Consider the following 14864-nt stretch of genomic DNA (forward strand, 5'->3'; position numbering starts at 1 on the left):
CAGCAAGAGACTTTTCATTTATGAAAAATATGTCCTGGGACGATCTGCATATCTTCTTCCACGTCGCCGAGACGGGCAGCCTGTCAGGCGCGGGCCGCAAACTTGGGCTGAGTGCTGCGACGGTCGGGCGACGGATGCTGTCGCTGGAACAGGCGACGGGGAAAACGCTGTTCGAACGTGCGCAGTCGGGATACAGCCTGACTGCTTCCGGGCGGGCACTTTTTCAGAAGGTCCGGGCCATGCAGGCGGAGCGCGTCCGGTCGCGGCGATGTTCGGGCCGGATCAGGCCCGGCCCGTGGTGCGGCTGACGGCGGGCACTGCGACGGCGATGTTTCTGGCTGACAAGTTCTGTACGCTGAGCCAGCCGGGCGATGCTTTTCGCCTGAACTTCGTCACCACCGAGGCCGTTCTGGACATCGCTCACCGCGAAGTCGATCTGGGCATCCGTAACCGTCCGGCAGAAGCTGGCAATCTTGCCTCGCGCCCGCTTGGTGTGCTGCGCTTTGCGTCTTATCGCAGTTGGGCGGTGCCGCGCCCGGAACTGCTGGAATGGGTGGCGATGGACCCGACCCATGCCAGACACCCGGCTGCGAGATGGCTGCATGACCAGAATCTGCCAGTCGCGGTCGAGGCGAATTCGGTCGCGACTGTCCACGAACTGGTCCGTGCAGGGGCAGGTATAGGCGTCATGCCCTGCCTGACGGGCGATTGCGATCCGTCGCTGACCCGCGCAGGCCCGCTGATCGAGGATCTGACCGAAACCCAGCATCTGGTCATGCATGCCGACGACCGCCACCTGCCGCATATCCGCTGCGTGATCGACCGAATTGTCGCACTCTATGAACAGAATGCCGAGCTGCTTGCCGGTAGCCGTCCCCTGCGTAATTGACGCCGCGCCCTGCTTGCCGCTTGGGCACCGCTTGGGCTAGGTTAGCCGTCTGAAACGCAAGGGAACATCATGGCGACAGCGTCATTGCGCAATCCGGGCACCGATCTGCGGCCCGAATGGTTCGAGCAAATTCGCATCAACACGCCTGCGGTCGAACGGCGGGCAGCGACGCTGCCGGTGCGGCGCAGCCTGAAGAAGGAATGGCAGGCAGGGTGGATCCTGAACGCGATCCTCTGCATCGACCTGACCACGCTTGCGGGTGACGATACCGAAGACCGCGTTGCCCGTCTTTGCGCCAAGGCGATGCAGCCGATTGCGCCGGATCAGCTTGCGGCGATGGGGGTGGACAGCCTGACCACGGGTGCGGTCTGCGTCTATCCGACGATGGTCGGCGCGGCGAAGCGCGCGCTTGGGAATTCCGGGGTGCCGGTCGCCAGCGTGGCGACGGGTTTCCCGGCCGGGCTGATGCCGCTGGATCTGCGTCTGGCGGAAATCCGCTATGCCGTCGACCAAGGCGCGGACGAGATCGACATCGTGATTACCCGCGCCCATGTGCTGCAGGGCAACTGGACCGCGCTTTATGACGAGATGCGCGCCATGCGCGAGGCCTGCGGGCCCGCCCGGATGAAAGCCATTCTGGCGACGGGCGATCTTAAGTCGCTGGAAAATGTCGCCAAGGCCAGCCATGTCGCGATGCAGGCGGGCAGCGACTACATCAAGACCTCGACCGGCAAGGAAGGCGTCAACGCGACGCTTCCGGTTTCGCTGGTGATGTGCCGGGCGATCCGCGACTATCAGGACCAGACCGGCTTCAAGGTCGGCTTCAAGCCTGCGGGGGGGCTGAAAACCTCGAAGGATGCGATTGCCTGGCAGGTTCTGATGAAGGAAGAACTCGGCGATGACTGGACGCGCCCGGACCTGTTCCGCATTGGCGCAAGCTCGCTTCTGGGCGATCTGGAACGCCAGATCAGCCATTACGTGACCGGCCGCTATGCCGCGTCGCACCGCCTGACCATGGCCTGAGGGATAACATGCCGACTGTGAGCGAGATCATGCAAACGATGGAATACGGCCCCTCGGTCGAGGACAGCAGCGCCGTTCGCCACTGGCTGAAGGCGAACCCGAAATTCGGCCATTTCATCAATGGCAGCTTTACCAAGCCGGGCGAGGGCTTCGATACCAGTGACCCGGCGACCGGCACCGTTCTGGCCCGGATCAGCCAGGGCACGGCGGAAGATGTGGACGCCGCCGTCAAGGCCGCCCGCCGCGCGCAACCGAAATGGGCCGGTCTGCCGGGGCATGAACGGGCGAAGTATCTTTATGCCATCGCGCGCACCATTCAGAAGCGTGAACGCTTCCTGTCGGTGCTGGAAAGCATGGATAACGGTAAGCCGATCCGTGAAAGCCGCGATGCCGACATTCCGCTGGTGGTCCGCCATTTCTATCATCACGCCGGCTGGGCAGAGCTGATGGCGGATGAATTCCCCGGTCACAGCGCCATCGGCGTGGCGGGCCAGATCATCCCCTGGAACTTCCCGCTGCTGATGCTGGCATGGAAAATCGCGCCGGCGATTGCGGCGGGCAATACGGTGGTGCTGAAGCCGGCCGAATATACCTCGCTGACGGCATTGGCGTTCGCCGAGATATGTCAGGAAGTCGGACTGCCAAAGGGCGTCGTCAACATCGTCACCGGCGATGGAGAGACGGGGGCGGCGATTGTGGCCTCTGACGTGGACAAGATCGCCTTCACCGGCTCGACCGAAGTGGGGCGCGCGATCCGCGCGGCAACTGCCGGGACGGGAAAGCGTCTGACGCTGGAACTCGGCGGCAAATCGCCCTTCATCGTCATGGAGGATGCGGATCTGGACGCTGCCGTCGAAGGTGTCGTCGATTCCATCTGGTTCAATCAGGGCCAGGTCTGCTGCGCCGGTTCACGCATTCTTGTGGCCGAAGCCGTGGCCGAGCGGTTCGAGGCGTTATTGCAGCGCCGTCTGGCGACGCTGCGGGTAGGTCCGCCGCTGGATAAATCCACCGATGTCGGCGCAATCGTCGATCCGGTGCAGAAGGACCGCATCCTTAACCTGACCGCGCTGGCGGTATCAGCCGGTGCCGACCTGATCGGCGGTGCGCCGCGCGAAACCTGCTTCATCGCGCCGGGCTATCTGCGTCAGGTCTCGCCCGCGAACCCCGCATGGAGCGAGGAGATCTTTGGCCCCATCGCCACCCTGACCACCTTCCGCACCGCGGATGAGGCGATAAGTCTGGCGAACAACTCGCGTTATGGTCTGGCCGCGCAGATCTGGTCGGAAAGCGCCACGGTCGCGACCGATCTGGCTGCATCGGTGAAGGCGGGTGTGGTCTGGATCAACGGCGCGAACATGTTTGACGCTGCCGCCCCCTTTGGCGGGATGCGCGAATCCGGATATGGCCGCGAAGGTGGCCGCGTCGGGATGCTGGATTATCTCAACGGTCCCAAACTGCCCGAGGCGAAGGAGAAAGCCTCGCCCACGCCCAAGGCGGTTCTGGACGGCGCCAGTGCAGGCGGCGGCATCGACCGGACGGAAAAGCTGTATATCGGCGGCGCGCAGAAGCGGCCCGATGGTGGGGCCAGCTATCGCGCGGCATCCGGCGATCTGGTGCCGCTTGGCAATCGCAAGGACATCCGCAACGCGGTCGAGGCGGCGAAGAAGGCCACAAAATGGGCAGCGATGGGCGGCCATGCCCGTGCGCAGGTGCTGTATTTCATTGCTGAAAACCTGTCGCAACGCCGCGATGATCTGGCGAAGAAACATGGCGCAAAACCCGTCGATGCGGCGATCGAGCGGTTGTTCTACTATGCTGCATGGGCCGACAAATATGACGGGCTGAACGTCCAGACCAAGCCGAATTATCTGGTCAACGTGATCCCGGAAGCCTTCGGGACCATCGGCATCGTTTGCCCGAATGACGCGCCTCTGCTGGGGTTCATCAGCCTTGTCGCGCCTGCCATTGCCATGGGTAACACCGTCGTGGTGATCCCGGCGCAGGACGATCCGGTCGCGGCCTTTGATCTGGCGCAGGTCTTCGATACCTCGGATCTGCCCGGCGGCGTGGTCAATATCGTGTCGGGGCCGAAGGACGAACTGGCGCAGGTGCTGGCCCAGCATGACGATGTTGCGGCGCTGTGGTTCTGCGGCGTGGAAGGTGCGGCTGCGGTCGAAAAAGCCTCGACCGGGAACCTCAAGCCGGTCTGGTCTTTCGCCAATCGCGACTGGTCGAAACCTGTGGGGCAGGGACGCAGCTATCTGGATCACGCGGTGCAGTGGAAAACCGTCTGGCTGCCTTACGGGGCATTGCCGGCCGGCACGGGCAGCATCGTTTACTGAGGCTTATTCCGCGGCCTCTTTCTTGAGAGGCGGGACGATATTGCCGTCATCGTCGATCTCATCGGTGATGACGGTGAAGTTCAGCAACCGGTGCAGCCCGAAGCTTGAGATCAGCGCAACATCCGTGGCATCCCGACCATAGCCGACGGGCAAGCGACCGATGCGGCGCATGTTGTTGCGCGGGTCGAAATCCCACCAGCGGCCGGACAGGTAAACCTGAACCGAGGCAGCGAAATCCATCGGGTCGGGCGGTGCCGGAATGCCGAAATCGCCCAAATAGCCGTTGACGTAGCGCGCCGGAATGTTCAGCGCACGACACATCGCAATCGAAAGATGCGCGAAGTCGCGGCAGACGCCCTTGCCCTGTTCGAACGCGTCATGCGCGGTGCGGGTCGCGTCCGCGTCCTGATAGTTGAAGGTGATGTGGTTGTGGACCCAGTCCATCACCGTCTGCACGCGGTTCCAGCCCGGCGCGACATTGCCGAACAAGTCCCATGCCGGTTGCATCAGCAAGTCCGAATCGCAGTAGCGCGACGGAAGCAGGAATTGCAGCACGTCGTCGGGAAGCGCCTGGATCGGCATTTCCTGCGCGTCGAGGAATTCCGGTTCGGGCAAGCCGCTATCGGTGATCGTGGCAAGCTGCCTCATTCTGAAGCGGCCAGCGGGTGCCGACAGACGGCGACAGAAATTGCCGAAATCATCGACGAAGGTCGAATAGGCGACGCCCGGCTCTGTCGAAAAATCCTCGACGCCTTGCAGGTCCAGCTGCCGTTCTGGCCTGACCGACATCTGCAGAAGCATCGACAGAGGGCCGTCGCCCTCTATCGTGATGTCATATCCATACCGAATGCGCATCATGCGACGGTCAGATCAAGGGTCACGTCGGCATTCAGCAGCTTCGAGATGGGGCAGTTGGTCTTGGCACCTTCGGCGGCCGATTCGATTGCCGCGCGGTCGCCTGTCCCAGACACGGTCGAGGTCAGCGCAGCGGTCTTGACGGAAAAGCCATCGCCCTCTTTGTCGAGCGAAATGGCCGACGTCGTTTCGATCGAGACGTCAGTTACACCGGCATCTTCCAGCGCTTTTGACAGCGCCATCGAGAAGCAGGCCGCATGCGCCGCACCGATCAGTTCTTCGGGATTGGTGCCTGCCTTATCCTCGAACCGCGTCGCGAAACCGTAAGGCTGGGAAGACAGCGCGCCGGACTGGGTCGACACCTCGCCCTTGCCGTCTTTCAGGCCACCCTGCCACTTTGCTGAACCGGTCTTGGTAATCATGTCGTCCTCCTGTATCTGCACAGATAACGCGCAGGGACAGTGCGGGTTCACAGAATCGACAAAAGTTAGGCGCGGCGGAGGTCGAATTGCCTGTTTATGAGCTTGCGGCCATCGGTGCGGCTATTTCTTGGGCAGTTACAGGATTGATGGTCGCTCCGCCGCTGAACCGGCTCGGGGCGTTTGCCTTCAATTTCTACCGGCAAAGCTTCACCGCGCTGGTGCTTGCGCTGATCGTGGGGATCGGCGGGCTGTGGCACGGATCGACCTGGGCGCAGGTCGGGCCGCTGATCCTTTCGGGATTTATCGGGATTTTCGTCGGCGATACGGTTCTGTTCGCAGCGGTCGCGCGGCTTGGGCCGCGTCGCGGCGGGGCGCTGTTCGCGCTGAATGCGCCAATGGCCGCGATCCTTGGCTGGGTGGTCCTGGGCGAAAACCTGCGCCCGGTGGGGTGGCTGGGTGTCGCGCTGTGCGCAGTCGGTGTCGGCATGGCCGTGCTGGGTCGTCCGGGTCGCAGCGGAGATCACAGTTTCGAGGCCGTTCGCGGGCATATCGGCACAGGCGTCCTGCTGGGCCTGATCGCGGCACTTGCGCAGGCGGTCGGCTCTCTGATCGCGCGCCCGGTGATGGAACAGGGTTTCGATCCCTTTACGGGCAGCATGATCCGGGTGACGACGGCGGCGTTCTTCCTGTCTCTGCTGTGCGCGCTGCCGATCCGCGTGGTCAAGCCGCAGGGCAAACTGGACCTGCGGCTGTTTGTGCTTCTCGCGGGATCGGGTGTCGTCGCAATGGTCATCGGCATGTCGCTGCTGCTGTTTGCGCTGCAGGGCGGGAAGGTCGGGATCGTGTCCACCCTGTCGGCGCTGTCGCCGGTCTTTATCCTGCCCGGCCTGTGGATCATCACGGGCGCGCGGCCCAGTGCGACAAGCTGGGCCGGCGCGGTCATCGCGATGATCGGCATGGCCCTGATCTTTTCGTGACCCGTTTTTCGTCAAAGTGATGCACAAACCGAAGGCAATTGATTAAATTTGGTCTGAAACCTCAATCCAGGACGATATCCATGACCCAATCCCGCTTCATCGCAATGTCACTTGCCGCCGCCCTGGCCGCCATTTCGGTTGGTGCGGTGGCGGCGCAGGATGCCGCCCCAACCGAACAGATGGCAACCGGCGCCGCGAATATGGAGGTGGCCGTGCCGGACGGGGCTTCCCCTTCGACCGCCGCATATTTTCAGGCGATGAACCAGATGCATGGCGACATGATGATCCCATATTCGGGCGACGCCGATATTGATTTCATGCGCGGCATGATCCCGCATCACGAAGGCGCGGTCGCCATGGCACGCGTCGCGCTGGAACATGGCGGCGACCCAGAGGTGAAGGCACTGGCCGAAGGGGTGATCGCCGCGCAGGAGGCCGAGATCGCCTTCATGAAAGGCTGGCTGGAAAAGAATGATCCCGAATACAAGCCGACCCCGCATGAAGGCATGGACATGCCCGCGGACGCCACCGCGCCGGTGAATGGCGAGGCGGACCCGCACGCCGGGCACTGACCGGCTTCGCGCCGCCTTCAGGCTGACCCTTGGGCTGTGCTGGGGGATCATCCCTTCCCGCACAGCCTTTCCCATTCGGCCATTGCATAGCGGTCGGTCATCCCCGCGACATAGTCGAGAACGATCCGCGCGCGCTCTGTCTCGGTTGCGGCAAACGCTTCGGGACGCCAATGCTCGGGCAGCATTTCGGGGTTCGACATGAACAGCGGGAACAGGTCGTTCAGCATTCCCGTCACCAGATGGCGTTCATCGACGACCGAGGGCGCACGATACATGCGCGTGAACAGGAACAGCTTGATCGCCTTCAGATTCTGATACAGCGGCTTTGAAAACCGGATGATGGGGCCGTCCATGTTGCGGATTTCGTCCACGGATTTCGGCTGCAGCGATGCCAGCCGGTTCTGGGCCACGGCAATCACGTCCTCGACCATGACACCGAAGACACGGCGCAGCGCCTCGTGCCGGCGGCGGTCGGGGTCAAGACCGGGATGTCTCGCATCCACCTCGGCAAAGGCGGGGCCGACGACCGGCAGTTCTGCCAGATCGTCTTCGGTGAACAGCTCTGCCCGCAGGCCGTCATGCAGATCGTGGTGATTATAGGCGATGTCATCGGCCACGGCAGCAACCTGCGCTTCGGCGCTGGCATTGGTGTGCAGTTCCAGATCCCATTGCGCATTCACCTCTGCCAAAGCATAGGGCAGGGGCGCATCGACCGGGCCGTTATGCTTGGCGATGCCTTCCAGCGTTTCCCATGTCAGGTTCAGCCCGTCGAAACCGGCATAGTGACGTTCCAGCCGGGTAACGATCCGCAGCGCCTGCGCATTGTGATCGAACCCGCCATAGGGCTGCATAAGCGTCGCGAGCGCATCCTCGCCGGTATGGCCGAAGGGGGGGTGGCCAAGGTCATGGGCAAGGGCAACCGACTCGGCCAGATCGGTGTTCAGGTCAAGCGCCCCTGCAATGGTTCGCGCAACCTGCGCGACTTCGATCGTATGGGTCAGCCGAGTGCGGAAATAGTCGCCGCGATAGGCATCGCCTTCCTGTTCGACAAAAACCTGCGTCTTGTGTTTCAGCCGACGGAATGCAGAGGAATGGATGATACGGTCGCGGTCGCGCTGCCAGGGCGAACGAAAGCTCGACAGACTTTCCGGGTAAAGCCGGCCGCGGCTGGCATCGGGTTGACAGGCATAGGACGCGGTCATGCGGGTTCCTTGCAGCGTTACGGGCCAAACCCTATATTCCGTGAAGCCTCAGCGAAACGGGAACGCCCCATGAACCTGCCCCCATCTGTCACCGACCGCGCCTTTGCCCGTCTGGCCGAGATCAATGACGGTACCGAAAGCCCGCAGGCGCTGCGCGTCGCCGTGGAAGGCGGCGGCTGTTCGGGTTTTCAGTATGAGATCAAGCTGGACGCCCCGGCCGAGGATGACCTGATTCTGGAAGGCAACGGTCAGCGCGTGCTGGTCGACCCTGTCTCATTGCCATTTCTGGCCGGTGCCGTGATCGATTTCGCGGACGAGCTGATAGGCGCGCGCTTTACCATCGAAAACCCGAACGCGGCATCTTCCTGCGGCTGCGGCACATCGTTCTCGATCTAGTCACAGGTAACGGATCGTAACCTGATCTGTCCCCGGCGCAGCGCTGAGGGCGACAGATCTTGCGGCGGGACGATGTCGCGTGGTTGACGCTGGGTGCGGGCAAGCCGGTCATGCGCCAGCGGATCGCGCGGGTCGAGCCGACCAGAAAGCCGGTCATGTGCAAGCGGATCACGCGGGTCGAGCCTGCCATCCGACAGGCGATCATGGGCCAGCGGATCGCGCGGATCCAGCCGATAGGGCGTCGCGCGATCCTGACGGATAACCGGGCTGGGCGGCGCGTCGCGTCTTTCGGGCTTTACCGATTGGTATGACGGGACGCGGCACACGACGCGGGGGGCGACGGTGATGGTTGCTTCGGGTTTCGCATCGTCAATGCTCAGCACATGACCGTTCATGGTCGCGTTGCCGGCCATGAAATTCAGCGGATCGGACAGCTCTGTCCAGTTGGTTTCGGGGCCGAACAGCCGTTCCTCACCCTGCCATTGCTGCCCTGAGGCGATGCTGATCCGCCAATCGCCGGGCGGTACGAGCAGGCGGAAGAATGATCCTCCCCTGACATAGGCAGCCATCTCGGGCTCTGTAACCTCGGGGCGGGTCAGGAAGACGACGTAATCCTGCCCCGCCGGTGTCTTCAGCTGCAAGGGAAGTGTCGCTGGCAAGTCGCTTCGCTTCCACAGCAACCCGGCCGGCGGTCGCGCGTCATCCGCGACGGCAGCGTGACCGACGGCTATCAGCAACAGGATGAAAAGAAGGCGCATCTTAACCTCTCACCACGCAGGATATGCGCTTCGGATCAACTTGCCAATCGCCGCGCCCCGGCACATCATGCACGCCATGAAAATCGCAAGCTTCAATATCAACGGCATCAAGGCCAGGATCAACGCGCTGACCGAATGGCTGGCCGCTGCCAATCCCGACCTTGTTGTTCTTCAGGAAATCAAGACGATAGACGAGGGATTTCCCACCGATCACTTCGCTGACCTGGGCTACAATGTCGAAACGCATGGCCAGAAGGGTTTCAACGGCGTTGCCATCCTGTCGAAGCTTCCGCTTGAGGATGTGACGTGCGGGCTGCCCGGCGACGACGCGGATGAGCAGGCGCGCTATATCGAGGCGACGGTTGTCGGGGAACGGGCGGTCCGCGTTGCGGGGCTGTATTTGCCGAACGGAAATCCCGCACCAGGACCGAAATATGACTATAAGCTGGCCTGGATGGAGCGGCTGCGCCTGCGCGCGGCAGAACTGCTGAAGACCGAGATGCCGGTGGTGATGCTTGGCGATTTCAACATCATACCAGAGCCTCGGGACGCGGCAGAGCCGGGCGAATGGGTCAAGGATGCGCTCTTTCTGCCGGAAAGCCGCGCTGCCTTTCGCCGCATCGCAGCGCAGGGCTGGACAGACGCGATCCGCAGCCGCGATCCTTTCGGAACGCGCGGCCCCTTCACCTTCTGGGATTTTCAGGCCGGCGCATGGCGTCGTGACAACGGCATCCGCATCGACCACCTGATGTTATCCCCGCAAGCCGCTGACATATTGATAGAATGCGGCGTAGATAAAGAAGTCCGGGCGGGTGAAAAACCTTCGGATCACGTTCCGGTCTGGGTCGATATCGCGGCATAGGCCTGCCCTATAACAACGGTCGACCCGTCATCTCGCGTTTACAAGTGGCTTTCGTTCGGTATTGTTCTTCGCAGTTGCAGAAACTTCGGGAGAGCGCCATGCGCGACATTCGCAAGATCCTGATCGCCAATCGCGGCGAAATCGCCATCCGCGTCATGCGCGCGGCCAATGAACTGGGCAAGCGAACCGTCGCAGTCTACGCAGAAGAGGACAAGCTGGGCCTGCACCGCTTCAAGGCGGATGAAGCCTACAGGATCGGCGAGGGGTTGGGGCCTGTCGCGGCCTATCTCTCGATTGACGAGATAATCCGCGTCGCCAAGGAATCCGGCGCTGACGCGATCCATCCGGGCTACGGGTTGCTTTCGGAGAACCCCGAGCTTGTGGATGCGTGCGACCGGGAAGGCATCATCTTCATCGGGCCGAAGGCCGAGACGATGCGCGCGCTTGGTGACAAGGCAAGCGCGCGACGGGTCGCCATTGACGCGGGCGTGCCGGTCATCCCCGCGACCGAGGTGCTGGGTGACGATTTTGACGCGATCAAGGCCGAAGCAGCCGAGATCGGCTATCCGCTGATGCTGAAAGCGTCCTGGGGCGGTGGCGGTCGCGGGATGCGGCCGATCAACGGCCCTGATGAGCTGACCGAGAAGGTCCGCGAAGGCCGTCGCGAAGCCGAGGCGGCCTTCGGAAATGGCGAGGGATATCTGGAAAAGATGATCCTGCGCGCCCGCCATGTCGAGGTGCAGTTGCTGGGCGACACGCATGGCGGTCTGTATCATCTGTTTGAACGCGACTGCACGGTGCAGCGTCGAAACCAGAAAGTCGTCGAGCGCGCCCCGGCACCTTACCTGACCGACGAACAGCGTGCAGAGGTCTGCGGGCTGGCACTGAAGATCGGTCAGGCTGTCGGCTATCAGGCAGCGGGCACTGTCGAATTCCTGATGGATATGGACACGAACGAATTCTACTTCATCGAGGTGAATCCGCGCGTTCAGGTCGAACATACCGTGACCGAGGAAGTGACCGGCATCGACATCGTACAGGCCCAGATCAAGATCGCCGAAGGCGCGACACTGGCCGAGGCGACGGGCGTGCCGACGCAGGACGACGTGACGCTGTCGGGGCATGCGGTCCAGTGTCGTGTCACGACGGAAGACCCGCAGAACAACTTCATCCCCGACTATGGCCGCATCACCGCCTATCGCAGCGCGACCGGAATGGGGATACGTCTGGATGGTGGCACGGCATATGCAGGCGGCGTCATTACCCGTTACTACGATTCGCTGCTGGTCAAGGTGACGGCCTGGGCGCAGACCCCGGAACAGGCGATCCGCCGGATGGACCGGGCATTGCGCGAATTCCGGGTGCGGGGCGTCTCGACGAATATTGATTTCGTTATCAACCTGCTGAAACACCCGACCTTTCTGGACAATACCTACACGACGAAGTTCATCGACACGACGCCGGAACTGTTCGAATTCCGCGCCCGTCAGGACCGCGCCACAAAGATTCTGACTTATCTGGCCGACATCACCGTGAACGGTCACCCCGAAACCTCGGGTCGCGCCGCGCCGCCGGCAGAGGTGCGGCCCGCCGTTCCGCCAAAGCCGCGCGTCTCGCCCCCGCCCGCCGGAACGCGGCAATTGCTGGAAGAAAAGGGCGCGCAGGCGGTTGCCGATTGGGTCGCCGATCAGTCCAGACTGCTCATGACCGATACGGCGATGCGCGACGGGCACCAGTCTCTTCTTGCGACGCGCATGCGCTCGATCGACATGATCCGCGTGGCACCGGCATATGCCGCCAATCTGCCGCAGCTGTTCAGCGTGGAATGCTGGGGTGGCGCGACCTTTGATGTGGCGTACCGCTTTTTGCAGGAATGCCCCTGGCAGCGCCTGCGCGATATTCGTGCGGCGATGCCGAACCTGCTGACGCAAATGCTGCTGCGCGCGTCGAACGGGGTGGGCTATACGAATTATCCCGACAATGTCGTGCAGGCATTCGTGAAGCAGGCAGCCGAAACGGGTATCGACGTTTTCCGTGTATTCGACAGCCTGAACTGGGTCGAGAATATGCGCGTCGCGATGGATTCGGTGATCGAGACCGGCAAGATCTGCGAGGCCGCGATCTGCTATACCGGCGATATCAATGACCCGGATCGCGCGAAATATGACCTGCAATACTATGTTTCTATGGGGAAAGAGCTTCGCGACGCTGGCGCACATATCCTCGGGCTGAAGGACATGGCCGGGCTTCTGAAGCCTGCGGCCGCCGGCAAGCTGGTCAAGGCGCTGAAGGAAGAGGTCGGGCTGCCCATCCATTTCCACACCCATGACACAAGCGGTATGGGTGGCGCGTCATATCTGGCGGCGGCGGCTGCTGGCGTGGATATTGTCGATGGGGCGATGGACGCGCTTTCCGGCAACACCTCACAGCCGACACTCGGTTCCGTGGTCGAAGCCATGGCCGGAGGAGAGCGCGATACCGGCCTCGATATCGGTGCGATCCGCGAGATTTCGAATTATTGGGAACGTGTGCGCGAGGACTATCGCGCCTTCGAATCCGGCCTGCAGGCCCCCGCGTCCGAGGTGTATCTGCACGAGATGCCGGGCGGCCAGTTCACCAACCTCAAGGCGCAGGCGCGCTCGCTGGGGCTGGAGGATCGCTGGCACGAGGTCGCGCAGGCCTATGCCGATGTGAACCAGATGTTCGGCGATATCGTGAAGGTGACGCCGTCGTCCAAAGTGGTGGGCGACATGGCGCTGATGATGGTCAGCCAGAACCTGACCCGCGCGCAGGTCGAAGACCCGAATGTCGAGGTCGTATTTCCCGACAGCGTCATCGACATGATGAAGGGTAATCTGGGGCAGCCACCGGGCGGCTGGCCCGAGGCGCTGCAGAAAAAGGTTCTCAAGGGTGAAAAGCCCATGACGACGCGCCCCGGCGCAACGATGCAGCCCGTCGATCTGGAGGCGGCCCGCGCCGATCTTTCAGAGCAACTGGACGGCATGGCCGTGGATGACGAGGATCTGAACGGCTATCTCATGTATCCCAAGGTCTTTCTGGACTATATGGGCCGGCATCGAAGCTACGGGCCGGTCCGCACCCTGCCGACGCGCAATTTCTTTTACGGGATGGAGCCGGGCGACCAGATTTCCTGCGAGATCGACCCCGGAAAGACCCTGGAAATCCGCCTTCAGGCCATCGGCGATACCGATGAGAAGGGCGAGGTGAAGGTTTTCTTCGAACTCAACGGCCAGCCGCGCAATATCCGCGTGCCGAACCGCGCCGAAGGTGCGGCCAGTGCGGCACGACCGAAGGCGGATTCGGGTAATCCGGGCCATGTCGGTGCGCCGATGCCGGGCGTTGCCGCGACGGTGGCCGTTACGCAGGGCCAGAAGGTCAATTCGGGCGATCTGCTTCTGACCATCGAGGCGATGAAGATGGAAACCGCGATCCACGCCGATCATGACGGCACGGTGAAAGCCGTTCATGTTGCGCCCGGCCAGCAGATCGATGCGAAGGATCTGCTGATCGAACTGGAATGAGCTTGCAGGGGCGGGCGGCGCCTGTCCCGAAGCACCACAACTGAAAAAGGCGTCGCAGATGCGACGCCTTTTGCCATTCTTGATATGTTTTGCGCCGGACCGGCTTATTCGGCCTCGTCCGCGGGCTTTGCGTTCAGCAGGCCGTAATTCTGGGCGCCGATCGTGTCGTAAAGTTCGATCTGGGTTTCCAGGAAGTCGATATGGCCTTCCTCGTCGCCGATCAGGTCCTCGAACAGGTTTTTGCTGATATAGTCGCCGACTTTTTCGCAGTGATCGCGTGCCTCGATATACAGATTGCGCGCGTCATGTTCGCCCGCAAGGTCCGCATCCAGCGTTTCCTTGAGGTTTTCCCCGATCCGCAGCGGGTCGAGCTTCTGCAGGTTGGGATGACCCTCAAGGAAGATGATGCGCTGTATCAGGCGATCAGCGTGGTTCATTTCCTCGATCGATTCGGCGCGCGACTTGTCGGCGATGCGCCCATAACCCCAGTCTTCCTGCAGGCGATAGTGCAGCCAATACTGGCTGACCGCCGTCAGTTCCGACCGCAGCGCAGAATTAAGATATTCGATGACCTTGGCGTCGCCCTTCATTCCTGTCCCTTTCTTGTCAGCCCGCGATCTTCTTGCGCAGACCCATCAATACCGGGGGAAGCTTATGCTCCTTGCCCACGGCAAACCCTTCAGCGGCACGCATCTCGGCGACGAACAGCTTCATGCAGCCGCCACAATCCGCGCGCTTGCCGAGCGCGTGATAAACCTTGCCCGGCGTGACGATGGTATCAGGGTCCGAGGCGCGCATCCAGCCGACCGCGGCACGAATATCGTGGTCGGTAATCTGATTGCAGTGGCAGACGATCATGGCTGTATTCCCAGAAATACTTGGCGTCAGTCCAAGGTCAGTTGAACTGCATCCTGTCTAGCACGGTTTCGGAAAGAGTTTTAGTCGGAAATGAGTGTTTTTGTCAGATTTTTGTCAACTCACGGATTTGTGCTGCCCGATTCGCATGCAAAGCCGTCGGCTTCGG

General features: G+C 62.1%; 15 protein-coding genes. 9 read left to right on the top strand and 6 right to left on the bottom strand.

Annotated elements, in window-relative coordinates; translation table 11 throughout:
• The first annotated feature begins 20 nt into the window (after window positions 1-20).
• The 4 genes from FQV27_RS00540 (at window position 21) to FQV27_RS00555 (ending at window position 4254) form a co-directional block, all read left to right on the top strand.
• On the top strand, window positions 21-308 hold the full coding sequence (locus tag FQV27_RS00540) for a LysR family transcriptional regulator (protein ID WP_147095694.1): 288 nt from the start codon (window positions 21-23) through the stop codon (window positions 306-308).
• Window positions 269-889 carry a LysR substrate-binding domain-containing protein gene (locus tag FQV27_RS00545; RefSeq protein ID WP_147095696.1) on the top strand — a complete coding sequence of 207 codons (621 nt, stop codon included), beginning with the start codon at window positions 269-271 and terminating at the stop codon, window positions 887-889. The genes FQV27_RS00540 and FQV27_RS00545 overlap by 40 nt, the downstream gene beginning before the upstream one ends.
• Window positions 890-958: 69 nt before the next feature.
• Window positions 959-1912, top strand: a complete 954-nt coding sequence (gene deoC / locus FQV27_RS00550) for a deoxyribose-phosphate aldolase (protein ID WP_147095698.1) — start codon at window positions 959-961, stop codon at window positions 1910-1912.
• 8 nt (window positions 1913-1920) lie between these two features.
• Window positions 1921-4254: an aldehyde dehydrogenase family protein gene (locus FQV27_RS00555; protein ID WP_147095701.1), complete on the top strand. Its 2334-nt coding sequence runs from the start codon at window positions 1921-1923 to the stop codon at window positions 4252-4254.
• Window positions 4255-4257: 3 nt separating this feature from the next.
• Here the strand turns inward: FQV27_RS00555 and FQV27_RS00560 are convergent, their stop codons facing one another.
• Together FQV27_RS00560 and FQV27_RS00565 are read right to left on the bottom strand one after the other, a co-directional pair.
• Complete coding sequence (locus tag FQV27_RS00560; RefSeq protein WP_246132950.1) at window positions 4258-5112, bottom strand: transglutaminase-like domain-containing protein; 855 nt, start codon at window positions 5110-5112, stop codon at window positions 4258-4260.
• Window positions 5109-5531, bottom strand: a complete 423-nt coding sequence (locus tag FQV27_RS00565) for an OsmC family peroxiredoxin (protein ID WP_147095703.1) — start codon at window positions 5529-5531, stop codon at window positions 5109-5111. The genes FQV27_RS00560 and FQV27_RS00565 overlap by 4 nt, the downstream gene beginning before the upstream one ends.
• An 86-nt stretch (window positions 5532-5617) precedes the next feature.
• Here FQV27_RS00565 and FQV27_RS00570 point away from each other — a divergent pair, with 86 nt between their 5' ends.
• Together FQV27_RS00570 and copM are read left to right on the top strand one after the other, a co-directional pair.
• Window positions 5618-6508, top strand: coding sequence for a DMT family transporter (locus FQV27_RS00570; RefSeq protein ID WP_147095705.1), 891 nt, complete (start codon window positions 5618-5620; stop codon window positions 6506-6508).
• A gap of 179 nt (window positions 6509-6687) precedes the next feature.
• Window positions 6688-7080 carry a CopM family metallochaperone gene (gene copM, locus FQV27_RS00575; protein ID WP_377768725.1) on the top strand — a complete coding sequence of 131 codons (393 nt, stop codon included), beginning with the start codon at window positions 6688-6690 and terminating at the stop codon, window positions 7078-7080.
• A 47-nt stretch (window positions 7081-7127) separates the two neighbouring features.
• On the opposite strand, the gene FQV27_RS00580 is transcribed toward copM, so the two are convergent.
• Window positions 7128-8282, bottom strand: coding sequence for a deoxyguanosinetriphosphate triphosphohydrolase (locus FQV27_RS00580; RefSeq protein WP_147095710.1), 1155 nt, complete (start codon window positions 8280-8282; stop codon window positions 7128-7130).
• A 69-nt stretch (window positions 8283-8351) separates the two neighbouring features.
• Between FQV27_RS00580 and FQV27_RS00585 the strand changes: the two genes are divergently transcribed.
• On the top strand, window positions 8352-8678 hold the full coding sequence (locus FQV27_RS00585) for a HesB/IscA family protein (RefSeq protein ID WP_147095712.1): 327 nt from the start codon (window positions 8352-8354) through the stop codon (window positions 8676-8678).
• Here the strand turns inward: FQV27_RS00585 and FQV27_RS00590 are convergent.
• Window positions 8675-9436 carry a hypothetical protein gene (locus FQV27_RS00590; RefSeq protein ID WP_147095715.1) on the bottom strand — a complete coding sequence of 254 codons (762 nt, stop codon included), beginning with the start codon at window positions 9434-9436 and terminating at the stop codon, window positions 8675-8677. The two genes, FQV27_RS00585 and FQV27_RS00590, sit on opposite strands and share 4 nt — an antisense overlap.
• 76 nt (window positions 9437-9512) lie before the next feature.
• Between FQV27_RS00590 and xth the strand changes: the two genes are divergently transcribed.
• The gene (gene xth, locus FQV27_RS00595) at window positions 9513-10298 is read left to right on the top strand and encodes an exodeoxyribonuclease III (RefSeq protein WP_147095717.1); all 786 of its coding nucleotides are present in this window, start codon (window positions 9513-9515) and stop codon (window positions 10296-10298) included.
• Between the two features lie 98 nt (window positions 10299-10396).
• Complete coding sequence (pyc, locus tag FQV27_RS00600) at window positions 10397-13840, top strand: pyruvate carboxylase (RefSeq protein WP_147095719.1); 3444 nt, start codon at window positions 10397-10399, stop codon at window positions 13838-13840.
• 104 nt (window positions 13841-13944) lie between these two features.
• Here the strand turns inward: pyc and bfr are convergent, their stop codons facing one another.
• On the bottom strand, window positions 13945-14430 hold the full coding sequence (gene bfr / locus FQV27_RS00605; RefSeq protein WP_147095721.1) for a bacterioferritin: 486 nt from the start codon (window positions 14428-14430) through the stop codon (window positions 13945-13947).
• Between the two features lie 16 nt (window positions 14431-14446).
• Window positions 14447-14698, bottom strand: a complete 252-nt coding sequence (locus tag FQV27_RS00610; protein ID WP_147095723.1) for a (2Fe-2S)-binding protein — start codon at window positions 14696-14698, stop codon at window positions 14447-14449.
• Window positions 14699-14864 lie beyond the last annotated feature (166 nt).

Source organism: Paracoccus aurantiacus (assembly GCF_007993065.1).
GTDB lineage: Bacteria > Pseudomonadota > Alphaproteobacteria > Rhodobacterales > Rhodobacteraceae > Paracoccus > Paracoccus aurantiacus.

Coding starts and splice junctions, on each gene's coding strand:
- FQV27_RS00540 (WP_147095694.1), top strand. CDS start 21: ATGAAAAATATGTCCTGGGACGATCTGCATATCTTCTTCCACGTCGCC.
- FQV27_RS00545 (WP_147095696.1), top strand. CDS start 269: ATGTTCGGGCCGGATCAGGCCCGGCCCGTGGTGCGGCTGACGGCGGGC.
- deoC (WP_147095698.1), top strand. CDS start 959: ATGGCGACAGCGTCATTGCGCAATCCGGGCACCGATCTGCGGCCCGAA.
- FQV27_RS00555 (WP_147095701.1), top strand. CDS start 1,921: ATGCCGACTGTGAGCGAGATCATGCAAACGATGGAATACGGCCCCTCG.
- FQV27_RS00560 (WP_246132950.1), bottom strand. CDS start 5,112: ATGATGCGCATTCGGTATGGATATGACATCACGATAGAGGGCGACGGC.
- FQV27_RS00565 (WP_147095703.1), bottom strand. CDS start 5,531: ATGATTACCAAGACCGGTTCAGCAAAGTGGCAGGGTGGCCTGAAAGAC.
- copM (WP_377768725.1), top strand. CDS start 6,688: ATGGCAACCGGCGCCGCGAATATGGAGGTGGCCGTGCCGGACGGGGCT.
- FQV27_RS00580 (WP_147095710.1), bottom strand. CDS start 8,282: ATGACCGCGTCCTATGCCTGTCAACCCGATGCCAGCCGCGGCCGGCTT.
- FQV27_RS00585 (WP_147095712.1), top strand. CDS start 8,352: ATGAACCTGCCCCCATCTGTCACCGACCGCGCCTTTGCCCGTCTGGCC.
- FQV27_RS00590 (WP_147095715.1), bottom strand. CDS start 9,436: ATGCGCCTTCTTTTCATCCTGTTGCTGATAGCCGTCGGTCACGCTGCC.
- xth (WP_147095717.1), top strand. CDS start 9,513: ATGAAAATCGCAAGCTTCAATATCAACGGCATCAAGGCCAGGATCAAC.
- pyc (WP_147095719.1), top strand. CDS start 10,397: ATGCGCGACATTCGCAAGATCCTGATCGCCAATCGCGGCGAAATCGCC.
- bfr (WP_147095721.1), bottom strand. CDS start 14,430: ATGAAGGGCGACGCCAAGGTCATCGAATATCTTAATTCTGCGCTGCGG.
- FQV27_RS00610 (WP_147095723.1), bottom strand. CDS start 14,698: ATGATCGTCTGCCACTGCAATCAGATTACCGACCACGATATTCGTGCC.